Annotated in this window: 13 protein-coding genes and 1 tRNA gene; 5 read left to right on the forward strand and 9 right to left on the reverse strand. The window is 69.0% G+C overall.

What is annotated here, in order from left to right; all coding sequences use genetic code 11:
* The first annotated feature begins 42 nt into the window (after nt 1-42).
* Entirely contained in the window at nt 43-2055 is a 2013-nt protein-coding gene (locus tag CI089_RS11430; RefSeq protein WP_094261683.1) for a DUF262 domain-containing protein, read from the forward strand.
* 174 nt (nt 2056-2229) lie between these two features.
* Here the strand turns inward: CI089_RS11430 and CI089_RS11435 are convergent, their stop codons facing one another.
* Genes CI089_RS11435 through CI089_RS11450 form a run of 4 tightly spaced genes read right to left on the reverse strand, consistent with a single transcriptional unit; the run spans nt 2230 to nt 6764 of the window.
* A complete protein-coding gene (locus tag CI089_RS11435; RefSeq protein ID WP_094261684.1) occupies nt 2230-3549 on the reverse strand; it encodes a glycoside hydrolase family 32 protein in 1320 nt (439 codons plus the stop codon).
* Between the two features lie 33 nt (nt 3550-3582).
* Nucleotides 3583-4416 (reverse strand): carbohydrate ABC transporter permease, encoded by an 834-nt coding sequence (locus CI089_RS11440; RefSeq protein WP_094261685.1) that lies wholly within the window; start codon nt 4414-4416, stop codon nt 3583-3585.
* A 9-nt stretch (nt 4417-4425) separates the two neighbouring features.
* Nucleotides 4426-5382, reverse strand: coding sequence for a carbohydrate ABC transporter permease (locus tag CI089_RS11445; protein ID WP_094261686.1), 957 nt, complete (start codon nt 5380-5382; stop codon nt 4426-4428).
* Complete coding sequence (locus CI089_RS11450) at nt 5382-6764, reverse strand: extracellular solute-binding protein (protein ID WP_094262465.1); 1383 nt, start codon at nt 6762-6764, stop codon at nt 5382-5384. The genes CI089_RS11445 and CI089_RS11450 overlap by 1 nt, the downstream gene beginning before the upstream one ends.
* Nucleotides 6765-6966: 202 nt before the next feature.
* Here CI089_RS11450 and CI089_RS11455 point away from each other — a divergent pair, with 202 nt between their 5' ends.
* Genes CI089_RS11455 through CI089_RS11465 form a run of 3 tightly spaced genes read left to right on the forward strand, consistent with a single transcriptional unit; the run spans nt 6967 to nt 9745 of the window.
* Entirely contained in the window at nt 6967-7998 is a 1032-nt protein-coding gene (locus tag CI089_RS11455; RefSeq protein ID WP_094261687.1) for a LacI family DNA-binding transcriptional regulator, read from the forward strand.
* Between the two features lie 59 nt (nt 7999-8057).
* Nucleotides 8058-9539, forward strand: a complete 1482-nt coding sequence (locus tag CI089_RS11460) for an SDR family NAD(P)-dependent oxidoreductase (protein WP_094261688.1) — start codon at nt 8058-8060, stop codon at nt 9537-9539.
* Nucleotides 9533-9745, forward strand: coding sequence for a putative acetyltransferase (locus CI089_RS11465; RefSeq protein WP_094261689.1), 213 nt, complete (start codon nt 9533-9535; stop codon nt 9743-9745). Before CI089_RS11460 ends, CI089_RS11465 begins: the two co-directional genes overlap by 7 nt.
* Before the next feature lie 88 nt (nt 9746-9833).
* Here CI089_RS11465 and CI089_RS11470 read toward each other — a convergent pair whose 3' ends face one another.
* From CI089_RS11470 to CI089_RS11480, 3 genes are read right to left on the reverse strand one after another with little or no spacing between them, the layout of a single operon-like run.
* Nucleotides 9834-10886, reverse strand: coding sequence for a 2,3-butanediol dehydrogenase (locus tag CI089_RS11470; protein WP_094261690.1), 1053 nt, complete (start codon nt 10884-10886; stop codon nt 9834-9836).
* A 25-nt stretch (nt 10887-10911) separates the two neighbouring features.
* Entirely contained in the window at nt 10912-11460 is a 549-nt protein-coding gene (locus CI089_RS11475; RefSeq protein WP_094261691.1) for a TetR/AcrR family transcriptional regulator, read from the reverse strand.
* Between the two features lie 23 nt (nt 11461-11483).
* The gene (locus tag CI089_RS11480) at nt 11484-11738 is read right to left on the reverse strand and encodes a hypothetical protein (protein WP_094261692.1); all 255 of its coding nucleotides are present in this window, start codon (nt 11736-11738) and stop codon (nt 11484-11486) included.
* Between the two features lie 145 nt (nt 11739-11883).
* Here CI089_RS11480 and CI089_RS11485 point away from each other — a divergent pair, with 145 nt between their 5' ends.
* The gene (locus tag CI089_RS11485) at nt 11884-13131 is read left to right on the forward strand and encodes an MFS transporter (protein ID WP_179223315.1); all 1248 of its coding nucleotides are present in this window, start codon (nt 11884-11886) and stop codon (nt 13129-13131) included.
* 58 nt (nt 13132-13189) lie between these two features.
* Here CI089_RS11485 and CI089_RS11490 read toward each other — a convergent pair.
* Both CI089_RS11490 and gltX read right to left on the reverse strand, forming a co-directional pair.
* A tRNA-Gln gene (locus CI089_RS11490) sits at nt 13190-13261 on the reverse strand.
* 83 nt (nt 13262-13344) lie between these two features.
* The gene (gene gltX / locus CI089_RS11495) at nt 13345-14859 is read right to left on the reverse strand and encodes a glutamate--tRNA ligase (protein ID WP_094261694.1); all 1515 of its coding nucleotides are present in this window, start codon (nt 14857-14859) and stop codon (nt 13345-13347) included.
* Nucleotides 14860-14868: the final 9 nt, after the last annotated feature.

A 14868-nucleotide genomic window follows, 5' to 3' on the forward strand; every position in this document is an offset into this window, starting at 1 on the left:
GGTAGACTCGTCCGGGGTTTTCGAGGAGCGATTTCGGAGAACATGAGCACTGCCACGAATGTCGAAGCGACCGCCGTCAACACGATCGGCTGGCTCTCGGCATCCGACACCACCATCGTCGTCCCGGTCTACCAGCGGCAGTACCGCTGGGACATCGGCGGCTGCGAGCAGCTGCTCGGCGACATCCGGTCGGTGTCCGCCTCCGATGACACTCACACCCACTTCATCGGATCGATACTCTCCACCGCGAGCACCTCGGCCGACGACGACGCCCAGCTCGTGCTGATCGACGGGCAGCAGCGGATCACCACCCTCATGCTGCTCGTCGCGGCACTGCACCACACCCTGCGCCACGACGATCCCGAGCTCGCGCGCGAGTTGGAGGCGGTCCTCGTCCGGGCCGACGATCGCACGCGCACCAAGCTCCGACCGCACCGGGCCTGGGCCGACGTCTTCGAGAGCGTCGTGCTCGACCGCCGCGACCCCGAGGACGAGCAGCGAGCCTCGCGCTTCGACGACAACTACGCGTTCTTCCGCAGCCAGATCCGGCCCGGCGAGGCGGCGGCGCTGTGGCGCGGACTGCAGAAGCTCGAGCACGTCGCCATCACGCTGGGAGCGCAGGCCAACGCACAGCAGATCTTCGAGAGCCTGAACTCCACGGGCGAGCCGCTGCGCGACCACGAACTCATCCACAACTACGTGCTCATGGGGCTCACGCACACCGAGCAGAACGAGATCGAGCAGGAGTACTGGCTCCCGATCGAGCAGAACACCGGCGATGCGATCGGGTCGTTCTGGAACCACTACCTCGTGATGCTCACGGGGCGCGAGGTGCTCATCACCGGGGGGCGCGGCGTCTACGACGTATTCCGGCAGCAGTTCCCGCGGCTCGACATCGGCAGCCTGCGGGAGCACGCGACAAGCTGGCGGACGTTCTCGGAGATCTACCGGGAGCTGCTCGATCCCGCCACGAGCGAGGACCCGGAGGTCGGCCGACAGCTCGGGTACCTCGCGGTGCTCGGACGCCAGATGTTCCCGCTCGCGATGCGACTCGTGCACGATCAGCGCGCCGGCATCCTGCCCCGCGACGAGCTGATCGCCCGTCTCGAAGACATCCAGTCGCTCCTGCTGCGCCGTGTCGTCGTCGGCATCGCGACGGAGCGGCTCGTCGCACGCCTCTGCCGTGCGTACGCCGAGGGACCCGACGCCCTGACTCGTGCGATCGCGCGCATCACCCCCTCGGACGAGCGCGTGCGCGTGGGACTCAAATACGGCGACCTCCCCCACCCGCGATACGTTCTCGGGCGCCTCGCCGACGTCGATCCGGGCGACCTGCTCGACGTATCGCCCGTCTTCCCCGCCGGCGCCGGCGACGACTGGTCGGGAGACGGCGCGCGACGCTTCGCCGAGTACAGCGAGGACGAGCAGAACAGCCACCGCGCCTTGGCGCACACGATCGGCAACCTCACGCTGCTCGAACAGGAGCGCGCGGAGCGCGCGCTCGATGCCACCTTCCCGCAGCTGCGTCCGCTCCTGGCGGGCAGCGCGGTGACGATGTCGCGCGAGATCGCCGACCGCGCGAGCTGGGATACCGCGGCGATCGGCGTCCGGACGGAGGAGCTGGCAGCGCGATTCGTCGACCTGTGGCGGCGGCCGCCGCTGACCGGCATCGACGACGACAACCTCACGCCGATCCTCGACGCCAAGCTGCGACGGGGCTGGCCGCGCGGCTGGCAGCGCGAGTTCGACTACGTCGAGTTCCGCGGCGAGCACTGGGAGGTTCCCGACGTCCGGTACCTGTTCAACCGCGTCTTCAAGCGCCTCTGGGTGGACTCCCGCCAGAGCGTCGTCGACTTCAGCGCCCGTCGCGGCGGCCCGGTGTACCCCGCGATGGCGTGGAACGGCCAGTGGGACGAACTCGGCGAGGGTAGCTACCTCTACATGGGCTGGGACTCCCGCTACATGCTCACGGCCGTTCAGGGCGTTCTCGAAGAGGCGGGCTGGGCGTCAGAGGTCTTCCTGAAGTACTCGTACATCGGCGAGGCGATGCGCTGATCGCGTAGCAGAGTCGGAAGCGCGGCGTCAACGACCCCGCGATCCGGTTCTCGACCGCGTAGCTTCACTGTTGTACGTGAGCGGCTCGGTAGAGACGGTGTTCGGGTCACTTTCTCCCAGGGCTCACTGACGGCCCCGCCGTGAGATCTCATCTCCGGCGGGGTCGTCCCCTCTCTACGGCTGCACGAGCTGCCAGGCGCGCAGGCCGACGGAGCGATCGGCGCGCAGAACGAACCGCTCCCCCGTCTGCGGGTAGGCCCGATAGGTCGCCGCCTCGCGCCCCGAGAAGAACACCTCCACGATGGAAGCATCGATCAGAAGACGGATCTGCTCGCCGTCTGCGAGCTCGCCGCGCCAGATCACCTGTACCGCCGCATCGTCACCCAGACCGAGCTCGGCGGCCCCCGGCCCGATCAGCTCGATCTCAGCCTGGTCGGGCAGCTCGTCCGGATCGGCATCCGGACCGCGCAGCGCCACCAGCTCGCGAGCGGGCACGGACTCGACGGCATCCTGGTGCACGACCAGCTCGCGCGGGAACGTGAGCAGCCCCGACCAGCCGTTGTCATCGTTGTCGGTCTGCGAGCGCGTACGGACTCCGGCGGGGGCGATCTCCTGCGCCCATCCCCAGAGCAGAACACGAGGCTCGACGCCGTCCCGCCCGTCGGACTGCACCGCTTGGGGTGCGTAGAAGCTGGAACCGGTGTCGAGGATCCCGGCGCGCCGCGAGGAGAACACCGGGAGTCCCGAACGCTCGTCGATGACGAGATCGCCCACGATGTAGCCGACACCGCGGTGCGGGGCGTTGTAACGCCAGAGCGACACGATGAGCACCCAGCTCTCACCGACACGGACGAGCTGCGGGCACTCCCAGGCATCGCATTCCGGGAGATCGCGGGCGATCGAGTCACTCGCGTCGATCAGGATGCCGCATTCGCGCCAATCGTCGAGATCGGACGCGTCGTACAGCAGCAGCGCGCCGCCGCTCTCGGCGAAACCCGCTCCCTGCAGCGCCCACCTCCGTCCGCCGAGTTCGAACAGGAAGGGGTCGCGCACGACGATCAAGCGCGGGTCGGCAGGCATCTCCGCCGCAACGACGCGCTCGGGTCCCCACGATGATCCGTCTCGAGCGCCGCGCACGACGAGGGCGTCGGAGCGATCGTCGCCCGCCTGGACCCCGGAGTAGACGAGCGCAGGCACGCCGTCGTCGATCGTCGCGACCCCGCTCCAGCATCCGAACGAGTCACGCCCGCCGGGCACGGGACGCAGTGCCACCGGGTGCTCATTCCACGTGAGCAGGTCCGGCGAGCTCATGTGTCCCCAGCAGATGTCGGCGTGACGAGCGGAAGCCGGGTTGTACTGGAAGAAGACGTGCCACCGACCGTCCAGGTAGAGGATGCCGTTGGGATCGTTCACCCACCCGCTCTCCGGTCGCGAGTGCAGGCGGGGGAAGCTGCGGTCGGCGTGCTCGATCGAGGTCGCGCTGGGCAGGGTCATGGGGTCCTTTCCGGGACGATGGGGGTAGGGGGGTCATTTGCTGACGCCGGCGGTCAGGCCCTCGCGGAGCGGCTTCTGCCCGAAGACGAACACCAGCACCGCGGGGATCATCGAGAGGATCACGCCGGCGAGCACGGTCGACACCGAGCCGGTCCCGAGGTTGCCCTGCAGCGTGACGAGCCCGAGGGGCAGGGTGAAGTTCTGCTCGCTGATCGTGAGGATCAGAGGCCGAAAGAACTCGTTCCAGTGATAGTTGAAGGCGAGGATGCCGACGATCGCGAGCCCGGGCGTCGCGAGGGGCAGGTAGATGCTGAAGAAGACCTTCCACGGCCCGGCCCCGTCGATCTGCGCCGCCTCTGCCAGCTCGGCCGGCAGGCCGAGGAAATACTGACGCATCAGGAACGTCCCGAAGGCGGTCGGCAGCATCGGCACGATGAGCGCGAGAAGCGTATCGGCGAGCCCCATCCCGCGGATGAGCATGAAGACCGGCACGATCGTCACCTGCATCGGCACCATCATCGTGGCGATGATCAGGCCGAACAGGAGCTTCTTGCTGCGGAACTCGTACCTCGCGAAGACGTACCCGGCCATCGCAGCCGTCAGCATCTGCCCGGCAGCGATGAGAAGCGTCACGAGAGCGCTGTTCCAGGTGTACAGCAGGACCGGGATCTTGTCGAACACGTCGGCGAAGGCGGCGAACCCCACCGTGGCCCGCCCGGTGTCGACGTCGTTCGGCGTCAGCGCCGTGATGAGCGTCCAGATGACGGGGGCCAGGGTGAAGAAGGCGGCTATGCCGAGGAGTGCGAAGCGGCCGGCGGTCGCCAGACGCGGGCGCGCCGAACGGGCGGAGACGGTTGCGATGGACATGACGGACCTCTACCCGTAGAAGACGAAGCGCTTGCTGAGCTGGAACTGGATGGCGGTGACGAGCATGATCAGCAACGTCAGGACGATGCCGATCGCCGCTGCCGCGCCGAACTCGAGCCGCTGGAAGGCCGACTCGTAGATGACCATGACGGCGGTACGGGTCTCATCGCCGGGACCGCCGCGGGTGAGCACGTAGGGCTGGTCGAAGATCTGCAGCGCGCTGATGATCGCCATGACGGAGGCGACCAGCAGCGTGGGGCTGATCAGCGGCAGGGTGACGTGCCGGAACTGCGACCACCCGGTGGCACCGTCCAGCGACGACGCCTCGTAGACCTCCCGCGGGATCGCGGCGAGCCCGCCGATGAAGAGCAGGAACGTGAAGCCGAAGTTCTGCCAGACGTACACGAACAGCACGACGACCTTGGCCCCGATCCCCGTCGTCAACCACCCGATCTTCCCGACGCCGAGGAAGGCAAGGAGCTGATTGACGAGACCGAACTCCTGGTTGAACAAGTAGGCCATGACGAGCGACACGGAGGCGGCCGACAGCACGAGGGGGAAGAAGAGCGCGGAGCGGAAGACGGTGCGCAGCCATTCGGGCATGCGCGACTGCACCAGAATCGCCAGCAGCAGAGCGACGCCGAGCTGCAGGACCACGGCGACCGCGACGAAGCCGACGGTGTTCAGGAACGACACGCGCACGGTCGGGTTGGCCGCCAGGTCGACGAAGTTGTCGATCCCGACGAACTCTGGAGCCGAGATGATGTCCCAGCGGAAGAACGCCAGCGCGAACGAGCCCAGGATGGGCAGGAAGCTGAACAGTCCCAGCCCGATGAGTGTCGGCGCGAGGAACGTCCAGACGAGCAGTCGAGGCGGGCGGCCGCTGCGGGCTCGGCGAGCCGCTGCGGTGTCGGCGGTGACCACGGCGACCGTAGGCGGAATCGGAGCGAGAGATGAGGTGGACATCAACGTCCCTTCAGAGCGATTTCGAGGTCACGCTGCATCGTCTCGAGTCCCCGGCGCACGCCGCCGGGACCGTTCGTGATGGTTGCGACGACGTTCTTGATGAGGGCCGACTCGACCGCCGCCTGCTGCGGCGGGGCCGGCATCGGCGCGGTATCGGGGAATCGGTCGAGAGTGTCGTAGAACACCTCCCAGTGCCGCGGACCGACCCCCGCCCCGTACAGCTCCGTGTTGAGCGAGCGGCGGGGCAGCGACGAGTCGGGCCGGGTGTGGGCCAGCCCCATGCCCTCGCGCGAGATGCAGTACTTCATCCATTCCCAGGCTTGGTCCTTACGGGGTGAGGTCCGCATCATCGCGTAGCCACCCGCGCCGAATTGATGTCGCTGACTGCGCATTTGGGGGAAGTAGGTGACGTCGTACGCGTCGTTCGGGAAGCCCGCCTCGTTCAGCCCGTGTACCCAGAAGCCGCCGGAGGGGGTCATACCGACCGATCCGCGCGCGAAGAGCGAGACGAGCTCGTTGCCGCCGCCCTGGGCCGGGTTGGCGGCGAGGCCCTCGGCGACCATGCGCTGCAGCACCTCGAAGCTCTCCACCGTGCGCTCGCCGAGTGCGTCGGCTCCCCGCCAGAGGAAACCCCCGCCGCGCGGTTTGTCATTCGGATAGAACTGCGACCAGAACCAGTCGCCGCCGCTCGCTTTCTCCTCGGTGAGGAAGCTGGCGTCGTTGACGTAGAGCCAGGGCACGACACCGCCCCACAGGCGGTTGTTCCAGAAGTACGGCAGGAACGAGCCGGACGCGCTGTCGCGCATGGTTCGCGCGACCGAGAAGAAGTCATCGACGGTCCAGTCGTCCCGGGGTCGCTCGAGGCCCGCGCGCTCGAGCGCCGCGGTGTTGTAGAACACGTTGGCCGCGTTGAAGTTGTCGGGCAGCTGGAAGAGACTCCCCTGGTACATGAACGACTCGACGAGGCTCGGGTGCACGTCGTCGAAGTAGTCGCGCAGCTCCGCGGCGTCGCGGCGCACGAACTCGTCGATCGGGTGCGCGAGGCGCTCGGCGAACAGCTGCGTGCCCTCGGTGGCGACCGAGACGACATCGGGCGCGTCGCCTGCGGCGACCATCGTCAGGATCTTCGCGAAGAAGTTGCTCCAATCCTGCCCCTGGATGGCCACGATCCGCACCGGGATGTCGGGATGCAGCCGCTGGAAACCGTCAACGAGCGACTGCCGCGCTGCGGCGTCCTGTGCGGTGCCGAACAGCGCCACCGTGAGGACATCGGATCTACGGCCGGGGATGTCGGAACCGGTCAGTCTCGGCCATGAGACCGCCGTGCCGACGACGCCTAGCCCGAGGAGGGCGAGGGTCGCCCGTCGAGTGAGTTCAACCACGTCGTTGCTCCTGCGTGTCGGATCACCGTCGGATCCGGCGACCACTGCTTGGATGCTGAATGCGTTCAGCAGGAGCAACGTAGCATCTTGGGGTGCGGGGCGCTACGGGTAAGCTGAACCAATTCAGCACAGCGCATCCGCTGAGCCGTCGATGAACGATGAACACTGAGCCATCGCTGCCGCCACCACGAGGGAGTGTCGCATGACAGAGCCGACGCGTAGGGCGACCCTCGCCGACGTCGCCGCACGCGCAGGCATGTCGAAGGCCGCGGTGAGCATGATCCTCAACGATCGTCCCGGCTCGCGACTCTCCGCCGCAGCAGCAGAGCGGGTTCGCGCCGCCGCCGCAGAGCTCGACTACCGCCCCAATCCCGCCGCCCGGATCCTGCGCAAGGGCCGGACGCGCACGATCGGTTTCATCTCCGACGAGGTCACCTTGACCCGGCAGGCGTCCGGCCTTCTTGGAGGCGCGCTCGAGGTCGCCAAGGCGCACGATCACACGGTGCTCATCGCCGAGACAGGCGGGGCGGACGGCGCGATCGATGAGGCCTTCGAGACGATGATCGATCATCGCGTCGACGGCATCCTGATCGGTTTGATGCGGGCCCGCCGTATCGCACTGCCGACGACCTCCACCGATGTGCCGATCGTGCTCGTCAACGGCGTGACCGCCGACGGCCATGCCAGCGTCCTGCCCGACGAACGCGCGGCGGGTCGGGCAGTCGCGGAGCGCCTCGTCCGTGCGGGGCATTCGCGGATCGGCGTGGTGGGGCGGCTACCCGACGCGCACGTCCGCGACCTCTCGCAGAGCGCCACGATCGCCCTCCGCTTCGCGGGTATCGACGCCGCGTTCGCCGGCGCTGGTATCGAGCCGGTGCAGATTCCGATGCTCGATTGGCAACCGGACCTCGGTTTCGACGGTACGGTCCGGCTGCTCGACGAGCACCCCGACGTCACCGCCCTCCTCGCTGGCAACGATGCTGTCGCGCTCGGCGCCTACCAGGCCCTCGCTCAAGCGGGACTGCGCATTCCCGATGACATGTCGGTCATCTCTTTCGACGACGAAGTGCTCGCGGGGTATCAGCGCCCGGGTCTGACGACAGCGCGGCTGCCGTACCCCGAGATCGGAGCATTGGGCGCCGAGATGCTGCTCGGTCGCCGTGATCTTTCGAACGAGCTGGTCGAGATGCCGATCGTGGAGCGAGCGTCGCTCGGTCCACCGCGACGGGCCTGAGCCAGACCGCACGACGCGGTCCACCGAAGACCCGCAGTCCGGATGTCGTAGAATTCCCTGTGCTTCCCGACACGATCTCCCCCGCTTCCGTCGCGCCCAGCGGCATCGATCCGGCCGACCTCGCCGCGACGCTGCGCGTTCTGGAGCAGCTCGCCGACATCGACCACGCGCACCCGGACTACGTCACGGTGCGTCGCGCGACGGCGGCGATGTTCAAGGCGGCGAAGAAGGTGCGGCGCCGCGAGATCCGGGATGCCGTTGCCTCCGCCGACCGTGCCGTGGTGCACGCCACCGCGACCGGCGCCCCCGACCGCATCGACGACGAGACCCGCGGCATCCCGATCTCGTCGTCGACGACCGCTCCGATCGCCGGCACCCTCATCAAGGCGCGCGCCTGCTACATCTGCAAGCAGCCGTACACGATCGTGGACGCCTTCTACCACCAGCTGTGCCCGGACTGCGCCGCTCTCAGCCACGCGAAGCGCGACGCCCGCACCGATCTCACGGGACGCCGGGCGCTGCTCACCGGCGGGCGCGCCAAGATCGGGATGTACATCGCATTGCGGCTGCTGCGCGACGGCGCGCACACCACCATCACGACGCGCTTCCCCCGCGACGCGGTCCGCCGGTTCACGAGCCTTCCCGACTCGGCGGAATGGATCGACCGGCTCAAGGTCGTGGGCATCGATCTGCGCGACCCCGCTCAGGTCGTCGGGCTCGCGGATGACGTCGCCGCGGCCGGTCCGCTCGACATCCTGATCAACAACGCCACCCAAACGGTGCGACGCTCCCCCGGCGCCTACCAGCCCCTCGTCGACGCCGAGCTCTCACCGCTGCCGGACGGACCGCTGCCCGAGCTGGTCACCTTCGGCCACACGAACGACATGCACCCGCAAGCGCTCGAGCGTTCGGTGAACGCTCACCCCATCCTCGCCGCCGCAGCCTCGCGCGCCGACGAGCTCACCGAGCAGGCGATGGCCGCGGGTTCGAGCTCGCTCGAACGCCTCGCCGCCGGCACAGCGATCGACGCCGGCGGACTCATTCCCGACCTCGACAGCGTGAACTCGTGGACGCAGCGCGTCGGCGATGTCGACCCGCTCGAGATGCTCGAGGTCCAGCTCGCCAACACCACCGCGCCCTTCCTGCTCGTCTCGAAGCTGCGCGCCTCGCTGGCCGCGAGCCCGGCCCGCCGCACCTACGTCGTCAACGTCAGCGCGATGGAGGGCGTGTTCAACCGCGGCTACAAGGGCCCCGGTCACCCGCACACGAACATGGCCAAGGCCGCCGTCAACATGCTCACGCGCACGAGCGCCCGCGAGATGTTCGAGACCGACGGCATCCTGATGACGAGCGTCGACACCGGATGGATCACCGACGAGCGTCCCCATCCGACCAAGGTGCGTCTCGCTGAGGAGGGCTTCCACGCCCCGCTCGACCTCGTCGACGGCGCGGCGCGCGTCTACGACCCGATCGTCCGCGGCGAGGCCGGCGAAGATCTGTTCGGGGTCTTCCTCAAGGACTACTCCCCCGGCGCATGGTGAGGCTGCCCGCTCCCGGCGCTCGCGTCGTCGTGCGCTACCTGCTGCCGACGGGACAGGCGACGGATGCTCTCGGCGAGCTGCTGAGCGCGGACGACGAGCTGGTCGTGGTGGACGGCAAGCGCGGTGTCGAGCGCATCCGCCGCTCGGACATCGTCGCGGCGAAACCCGTTCCGCCGCCGCCGGCACCGCGGCCGCGTCGCGCCTGACGCTCGCTTCTGCGGCGGGGCACGCAAAAGCCCGCGAGCCGATGACTCGGACTCGCGGGCTCTCGGCTGCGGGATCAGGCGTCCGGCCTCAGGCCTCCGAGCGCACCAGGATCTTCGCCCCGGCCCCACCACGGAGCTTCTCGATGGCGCCGACGACACCGTCGATCGGGACCTCCTCGACCCATCCCGTCGTGTCGTAGACGCCGCGCGACATGGCTTCGATGACGGCATCGAAGTCGGCCGGCAGGTACGCCAGCGCCCCCGCGATCTCGGTCTCGGCCATCACGAGCTGCGTCGGCGAGAACTCCATCGCGCGCTCGTGGATCGCCACGACGACGAGGCGCCCGCCGGGCACCAGGCTCGCGAGTCCCGACGTGATGGCGGGGCCGGCGCCTGCGGCGTCGAACGCGACGTCGGCACCGCGTCCGTCGGTCAGCTCGGCCACCGCTGCGGCGAGGTCGCCCGAGACAGGGTCGACGACCGAGGCCCCGAGCGCGGCGATCGTCTCGCGCCGCGACGCGCTCGGCTCCGAGACGAGCACCTTCTCGACACCGTGAGCCTTGAGAGCGAACCAGACTCCGATGCCGATGGGACCGGCACCCGCGACGATCGCGGTCTGCCCCTCCTTCACGAAGGAGCGCTCGACCGCGTGCCACGCGACGGCCATGGGCTCGACGAGGGCGCCCATCCGCAGATCGACGTTCTCGGGGAGCTTGTGGAGCATCGACGCCGGAACCGTCGTGAATTCCGCCATGCCGCCGCCGTGAGAGCTGAGGCCGTGGAACCCGATCTTCTGGCAGGCGTTGAACATGCCCTTCTGGCATGCGGGGCACTCGCCGCAGTAGTAGACGGGCCAGACGGCGGCACGGTCGCCGACCGCGACCCCCTCGACCCCGTCGCCGACCTCGACGACGGTTCCCGCGAACTCGTGACCGAGGATCTGCGGAAGCTGCGCGCCCGTCACGGGGTGCGGCTCGTCGAGCGTGAGGCCCGCGGCTTCCGGGGCGTAGTAGACGTGCAGATCCGACCCGCAGATGCCCGCGAAGGCGTTCTTCAGCTTCACCTGGCCTGCGCTCACCGTGGGTTCGTCGACGTTCTCCACGCGGAGGTCTTCCTTCGCGTGGAACACTGCTGCCTTCATCGTGATCTCCTCTCGTTCGGCTGCGTCACCGCAGCCACCATTCCGGTGATGCGGCGAGAATCGCCCTCGTCGCCCACGCAACGTCGTCCGCGCCGGAGCGCAGCCAGGACTCGATGGCGGCGACCGTCCCGCCCGCCGCGTACGCGACGGCGATCTCTCGCGACGGCACATCGTCGATCGCGGGTGGTTCGATCTCCGGATGTCGTTCGAGCCATTCCACGAGGCCGCCGGCGACGACCCGCTCGAGCACGTCGCGGATCGGCGCGGCGAGCGAAGGATGCAGCGCCCCGCGGTAAACGTCGGCTCGTTCCTTGACGTGCGTGAGCAGCAGGGTCTCGGCGGTCGAGAGCGAGTCGAGCTCGCCGACGTCGGAGAGCACCTCCGCCAGCTCGACGCTCAGCGCGTCGGCGACGAGCGAGACCGGGGCATCGGCATGACGGTAGAAGGTGTCGCGCGTCACGCCCGCCGTGCGGCAGATCTCCGACACCGAAAGGTCGGAGAGCGGGCGCGTCGCAGCCAGATCGAGCGCGGCCCGGCGCAGTGCCTCTCGGCTGCGCATCGACCGCGGGTCCATGACGTCAGCCTATCCGACACGTGTCAGACAGTGGGCGGCTCGCTGCTGGTCGATTCCGCGCCACCGTCGGTGTCGACCTCTCCACCCTCCGATGCGGTCGGGGGCGTGAGCGGGATCGCGATCGACGCGATACCGCCCCCGCCGAGCAGGTCGCCCGCGGGATCGGCGGGCGGCGGCTCGTCGGGCAGCAGCTCGGCGTTCGACTTCCGACGAACGGGCTCGGAGGGCAGACCCGCCCATTCGCTCGGTTCTTCGGGTCGCTGCGTGAAGAGTCCCATACGCCCATTGTGACTCCACGGCACGCCGTTCGCGGCCGCACGGCCGTCGTCTTGCGATGATCGTTTCGGTGCGTTGCACGACCCACCCCCTCCGCGGGCCCCGACGCGGTCCGCCGACGCCATCCGAAGCCCGAGAGAGACCGACGTGCCCGAACCATCTCCCGGTGCCGCAGCACCGCGCGCCGCGCGCACCCCGGTGCTGCTGGCGACGCAGTTCCTCTTCAACACGGGCTTCTACGCCGTTGTGCCCTTCCTCGCGCTCGTCCTCACCGAGGACTTCGGCGTCGCGGCCACCACCGTCGGACTGATTCTCGGGATCCGCACGTTCGCCCAGCAGGGAATGTTCCTCATCGGCGGGGTGCTCGCCGACAGAATCGGCGCGCGCCGCGTCATTCTCCTCGGCTGCGGCATTCGCGTGGCCGGATTCACGACGCTTGCGACATCCCTGCTGCTGGAACCGCCCCAGCTCGCCCTGTTCGTCATCGGTACCGTGCTCACGGGCCTCGGCGGAGCGTTGTTCTCACCGGGGCTCAACGTGCTCCTCGCGGACGCCGAGGGCCGGCGACCGCCCGCGGGAACCGGAACACGTGCCTCGCTCTTCGCCTGGCTCAGCATCACCGGCGAGCTGGGAGCCGTGACCGGACCCATGGTCGGTGCCGCTCTCCTCGGCTGGGGCTTCGAAGCGGTCGCGCTCTGCGGGGCCGCCTTCTTCGTCCTGATCGGACTGTTCCTCGCCTTCTCGCTGCCCGCCGCGCGCCGCGAACACACCTCGAAGGTCGCGGCGGGTCCGACAAGACGCTGGTGGTCGTTGCGCGACCGGCGCTTCGTCGGCTTCTCGGCCGCGCACGCCGCCGACCTGCTGGCCTACAACCAGCTCTATCTGGCGCTGCCGCTGCAGCTCGCGACGACGGCTCACCCGGCGACCGCGACCGCCGGGATGTTCGCGTGGGTGTCGGTTCTCACGCTGGCCCTGCAGATCCCCGTGGCCCGCTGGTCGGCACGTGTCGGCGCTCCGGTCGCCCTCCGCCTCGGCTATGCCCTCTCCGCCGCCGGCTTCGCCGTCGTGGCGATCGGCGCGATGACGCCGGTGACGGATGCCGCACGCGTCACCATCGTCGTCGTCGCGGCATCTCTCGTCGTGGCGGGCCACATGACGACCAACCCGACAGCCCTGTCGCTTGTCCCCCGTTTCGCGGACGATCACCCGACGGGGTCGTTCTTCGGCCTGCTCGCCACCTGCGGGGGCGTCGCGGTGCTGATCGGCAACCTCATCGTGGGTGTCCTGCTCGCGATGCCGGGGGCCTCGGCTGCGGCCTGGCTCTTCCTGGCGGCACCGCTGATCGTCGCCGCCGTCGTGGCACCCCGGCTGGCGCCGTCGCCCCGGCTCCACTGATCACGGTCACTCGCGGCGGGAAACGGAAAAGCCCCGCCGAAGCGGGGCTTTCTCGAAGCTGGGGTACCTGGACTCGAACCAAGAACAACTGAACCAGAATCAGCCGTGTTGCCAATTACACCATACCCCATGGTCGGTTTGACCTCAGTCGCACCGAGGATCAACTATACCCGACGGATGCGGTGGGGCCTAACCGAGCGCCGCCCGGGCGCGTCAGCCGACGCGCTGGACGAGCGCGTCGAGCCGGCGGATGGTCTCGGATTTGCCGAGCAGCTCCATCGACTCGAACAGCGGCGGCGACACGCGACGTCCACTGAGGGCGACACGCAGCGGCCCGTAGGCGACACGCGGCTTGAGCCCGAGCCCCTCGATGAGGGCGGGCGCGAGGGCATCCTGCACCGCGGCTGCGGTGAAGCCCTGCTCGGGGACGAGCTCGAGGGCGCCGACCGATGCGACGAGCACCTCCCCCGCGTTCGCCGGAAGGCCCGAGAGGGCATCGTCGTCGTACGCGACCTCGGAGCGGAACAGGAAGCCGAGCAGACCCGGTGCATCGCCGAGCAGCTGCATCCGCTCCTGGACGAGGGGCGCCGCGGCCTCGAGGATCTCGCGCTGCGCCGCCGTGGGAGGGTTCTCGATCAGCCCGGCGCCGGCGAGGTAGGGCACGAGGCGCTCGGCGAAGTCGTCGGGCGCGAGCATCCGCACGTGGTCGCCGTTGATCGACTCGGCCTTCTTCTGGTCGAAGCGGGCCGGGTTCGGGTTCACGTCGGCGATGTCGAACGCGGCGATCAGCTCGTCGCGCGTGAAGACGTCGCGATCGGGCGCGATCGACCAACCGAGCAGCGACAGGTAGTTCAGGAGCCCCTCGTGGATGAAGCCCTTCTCACGCTGCAGGAAGAGGTCAGCCTTCGGGTCGCGCTTCGACAGCTTCTTGTTGCCGGTCTCACCGAGGACGAGGGGCATGTGACCGAACCGCGGGACGAAATCGGTGACCCCGGCCTCGATGAGCGCCGCGTACAGCGCGAGCTGACGCGCCGTCGACGGCATGAGGTCCTCGCCGCGCAGAACGTGGGTGATGCCCATGAGCGCGTCGTCGACGGGGTTCACGAACGTGTAGAGCGGAACGCCGCCGGCGCGAACGATGACGAAGTCGGGGAACGACCCGGCGGGGAAGGTCACCTCGCCGCGGATGAGATCGACGAAGGTGAGGTCGTGGTCGGGCACGCGCAGGCGCCACGCGGGCTCACGACCCTCGGCACGGAAGGCGGCCTTCTGCTCGTCGGTGAGGTCACGGTCGAAGTTGTCGTAGCCGAGCTGCTTCGCGCGGCCGTTCGCCTCGTTGCGGGCGTCGATCTCCTCGGCGGTCGAGTACGACTCGTAGACGACCCCGGCGGCGATGAGCTTGTCGAGCACCTCGCGGTAGATCTCGTGGCGCTGCGACTGGCGGTACGGCGCGTGCGGGCCGCCCTTCTCGACGCCCTCGTCCCAGTCGATCTCGAGCCACCGCAGCGCTTCGAGCAGCTGCTGGTAGCTCTCCTCGCTGTCGCGCGCGGCGTCGGTGTCTTCGATGCGGAAGACCATCTTGCCGCCGTTGTGGCGTGCGTAGGCCCAGTTGAACAGGGCCGTGCGGATGAGGCCGACGTGCGGCAGACCGGTCGGCGACGGGCAGAACCGCACGCGGACATCGGTTCCGGTGGCGGTCGTGGTGGCGGGGTGCGGTGCGGTGGACATCCCCTCCAG

The sequence above is a fragment of the Microbacterium sp. Yaish 1 genome, assembly GCF_002245215.1.
Lineage (GTDB): Bacteria > Actinomycetota > Actinomycetes > Actinomycetales > Microbacteriaceae > Microbacterium.

Excerpts from the sequence above, each read along its gene's own strand:
- CI089_RS11430 (WP_094261683.1), top strand. The coding sequence starts at position 43 with ATGAGCACTGCCACGAATGTCGAAGCGACCGCCGTCAACACGATCGGC.
- CI089_RS11435 (WP_094261684.1), bottom strand. The coding sequence starts at position 3,549 with ATGACCCTGCCCAGCGCGACCTCGATCGAGCACGCCGACCGCAGCTTC.
- CI089_RS11440 (WP_094261685.1), bottom strand. The coding sequence starts at position 4,416 with ATGTCCATCGCAACCGTCTCCGCCCGTTCGGCGCGCCCGCGTCTGGCG.
- CI089_RS11445 (WP_094261686.1), bottom strand. The coding sequence starts at position 5,382 with ATGTCCACCTCATCTCTCGCTCCGATTCCGCCTACGGTCGCCGTGGTC.
- CI089_RS11455 (WP_094261687.1), top strand. The coding sequence starts at position 6,967 with ATGACAGAGCCGACGCGTAGGGCGACCCTCGCCGACGTCGCCGCACGC.
- CI089_RS11465 (WP_094261689.1), top strand. The coding sequence starts at position 9,533 with ATGGTGAGGCTGCCCGCTCCCGGCGCTCGCGTCGTCGTGCGCTACCTG.
- CI089_RS11470 (WP_094261690.1), bottom strand. The coding sequence starts at position 10,886 with ATGAAGGCAGCAGTGTTCCACGCGAAGGAAGACCTCCGCGTGGAGAAC.
- CI089_RS11475 (WP_094261691.1), bottom strand. The coding sequence starts at position 11,460 with ATGGACCCGCGGTCGATGCGCAGCCGAGAGGCACTGCGCCGGGCCGCG.
- CI089_RS11480 (WP_094261692.1), bottom strand. The coding sequence starts at position 11,738 with ATGGGACTCTTCACGCAGCGACCCGAAGAACCGAGCGAATGGGCGGGT.
- gltX (WP_094261694.1), bottom strand. The coding sequence starts at position 14,859 with ATGTCCACCGCACCGCACCCCGCCACCACGACCGCCACCGGAACCGAT.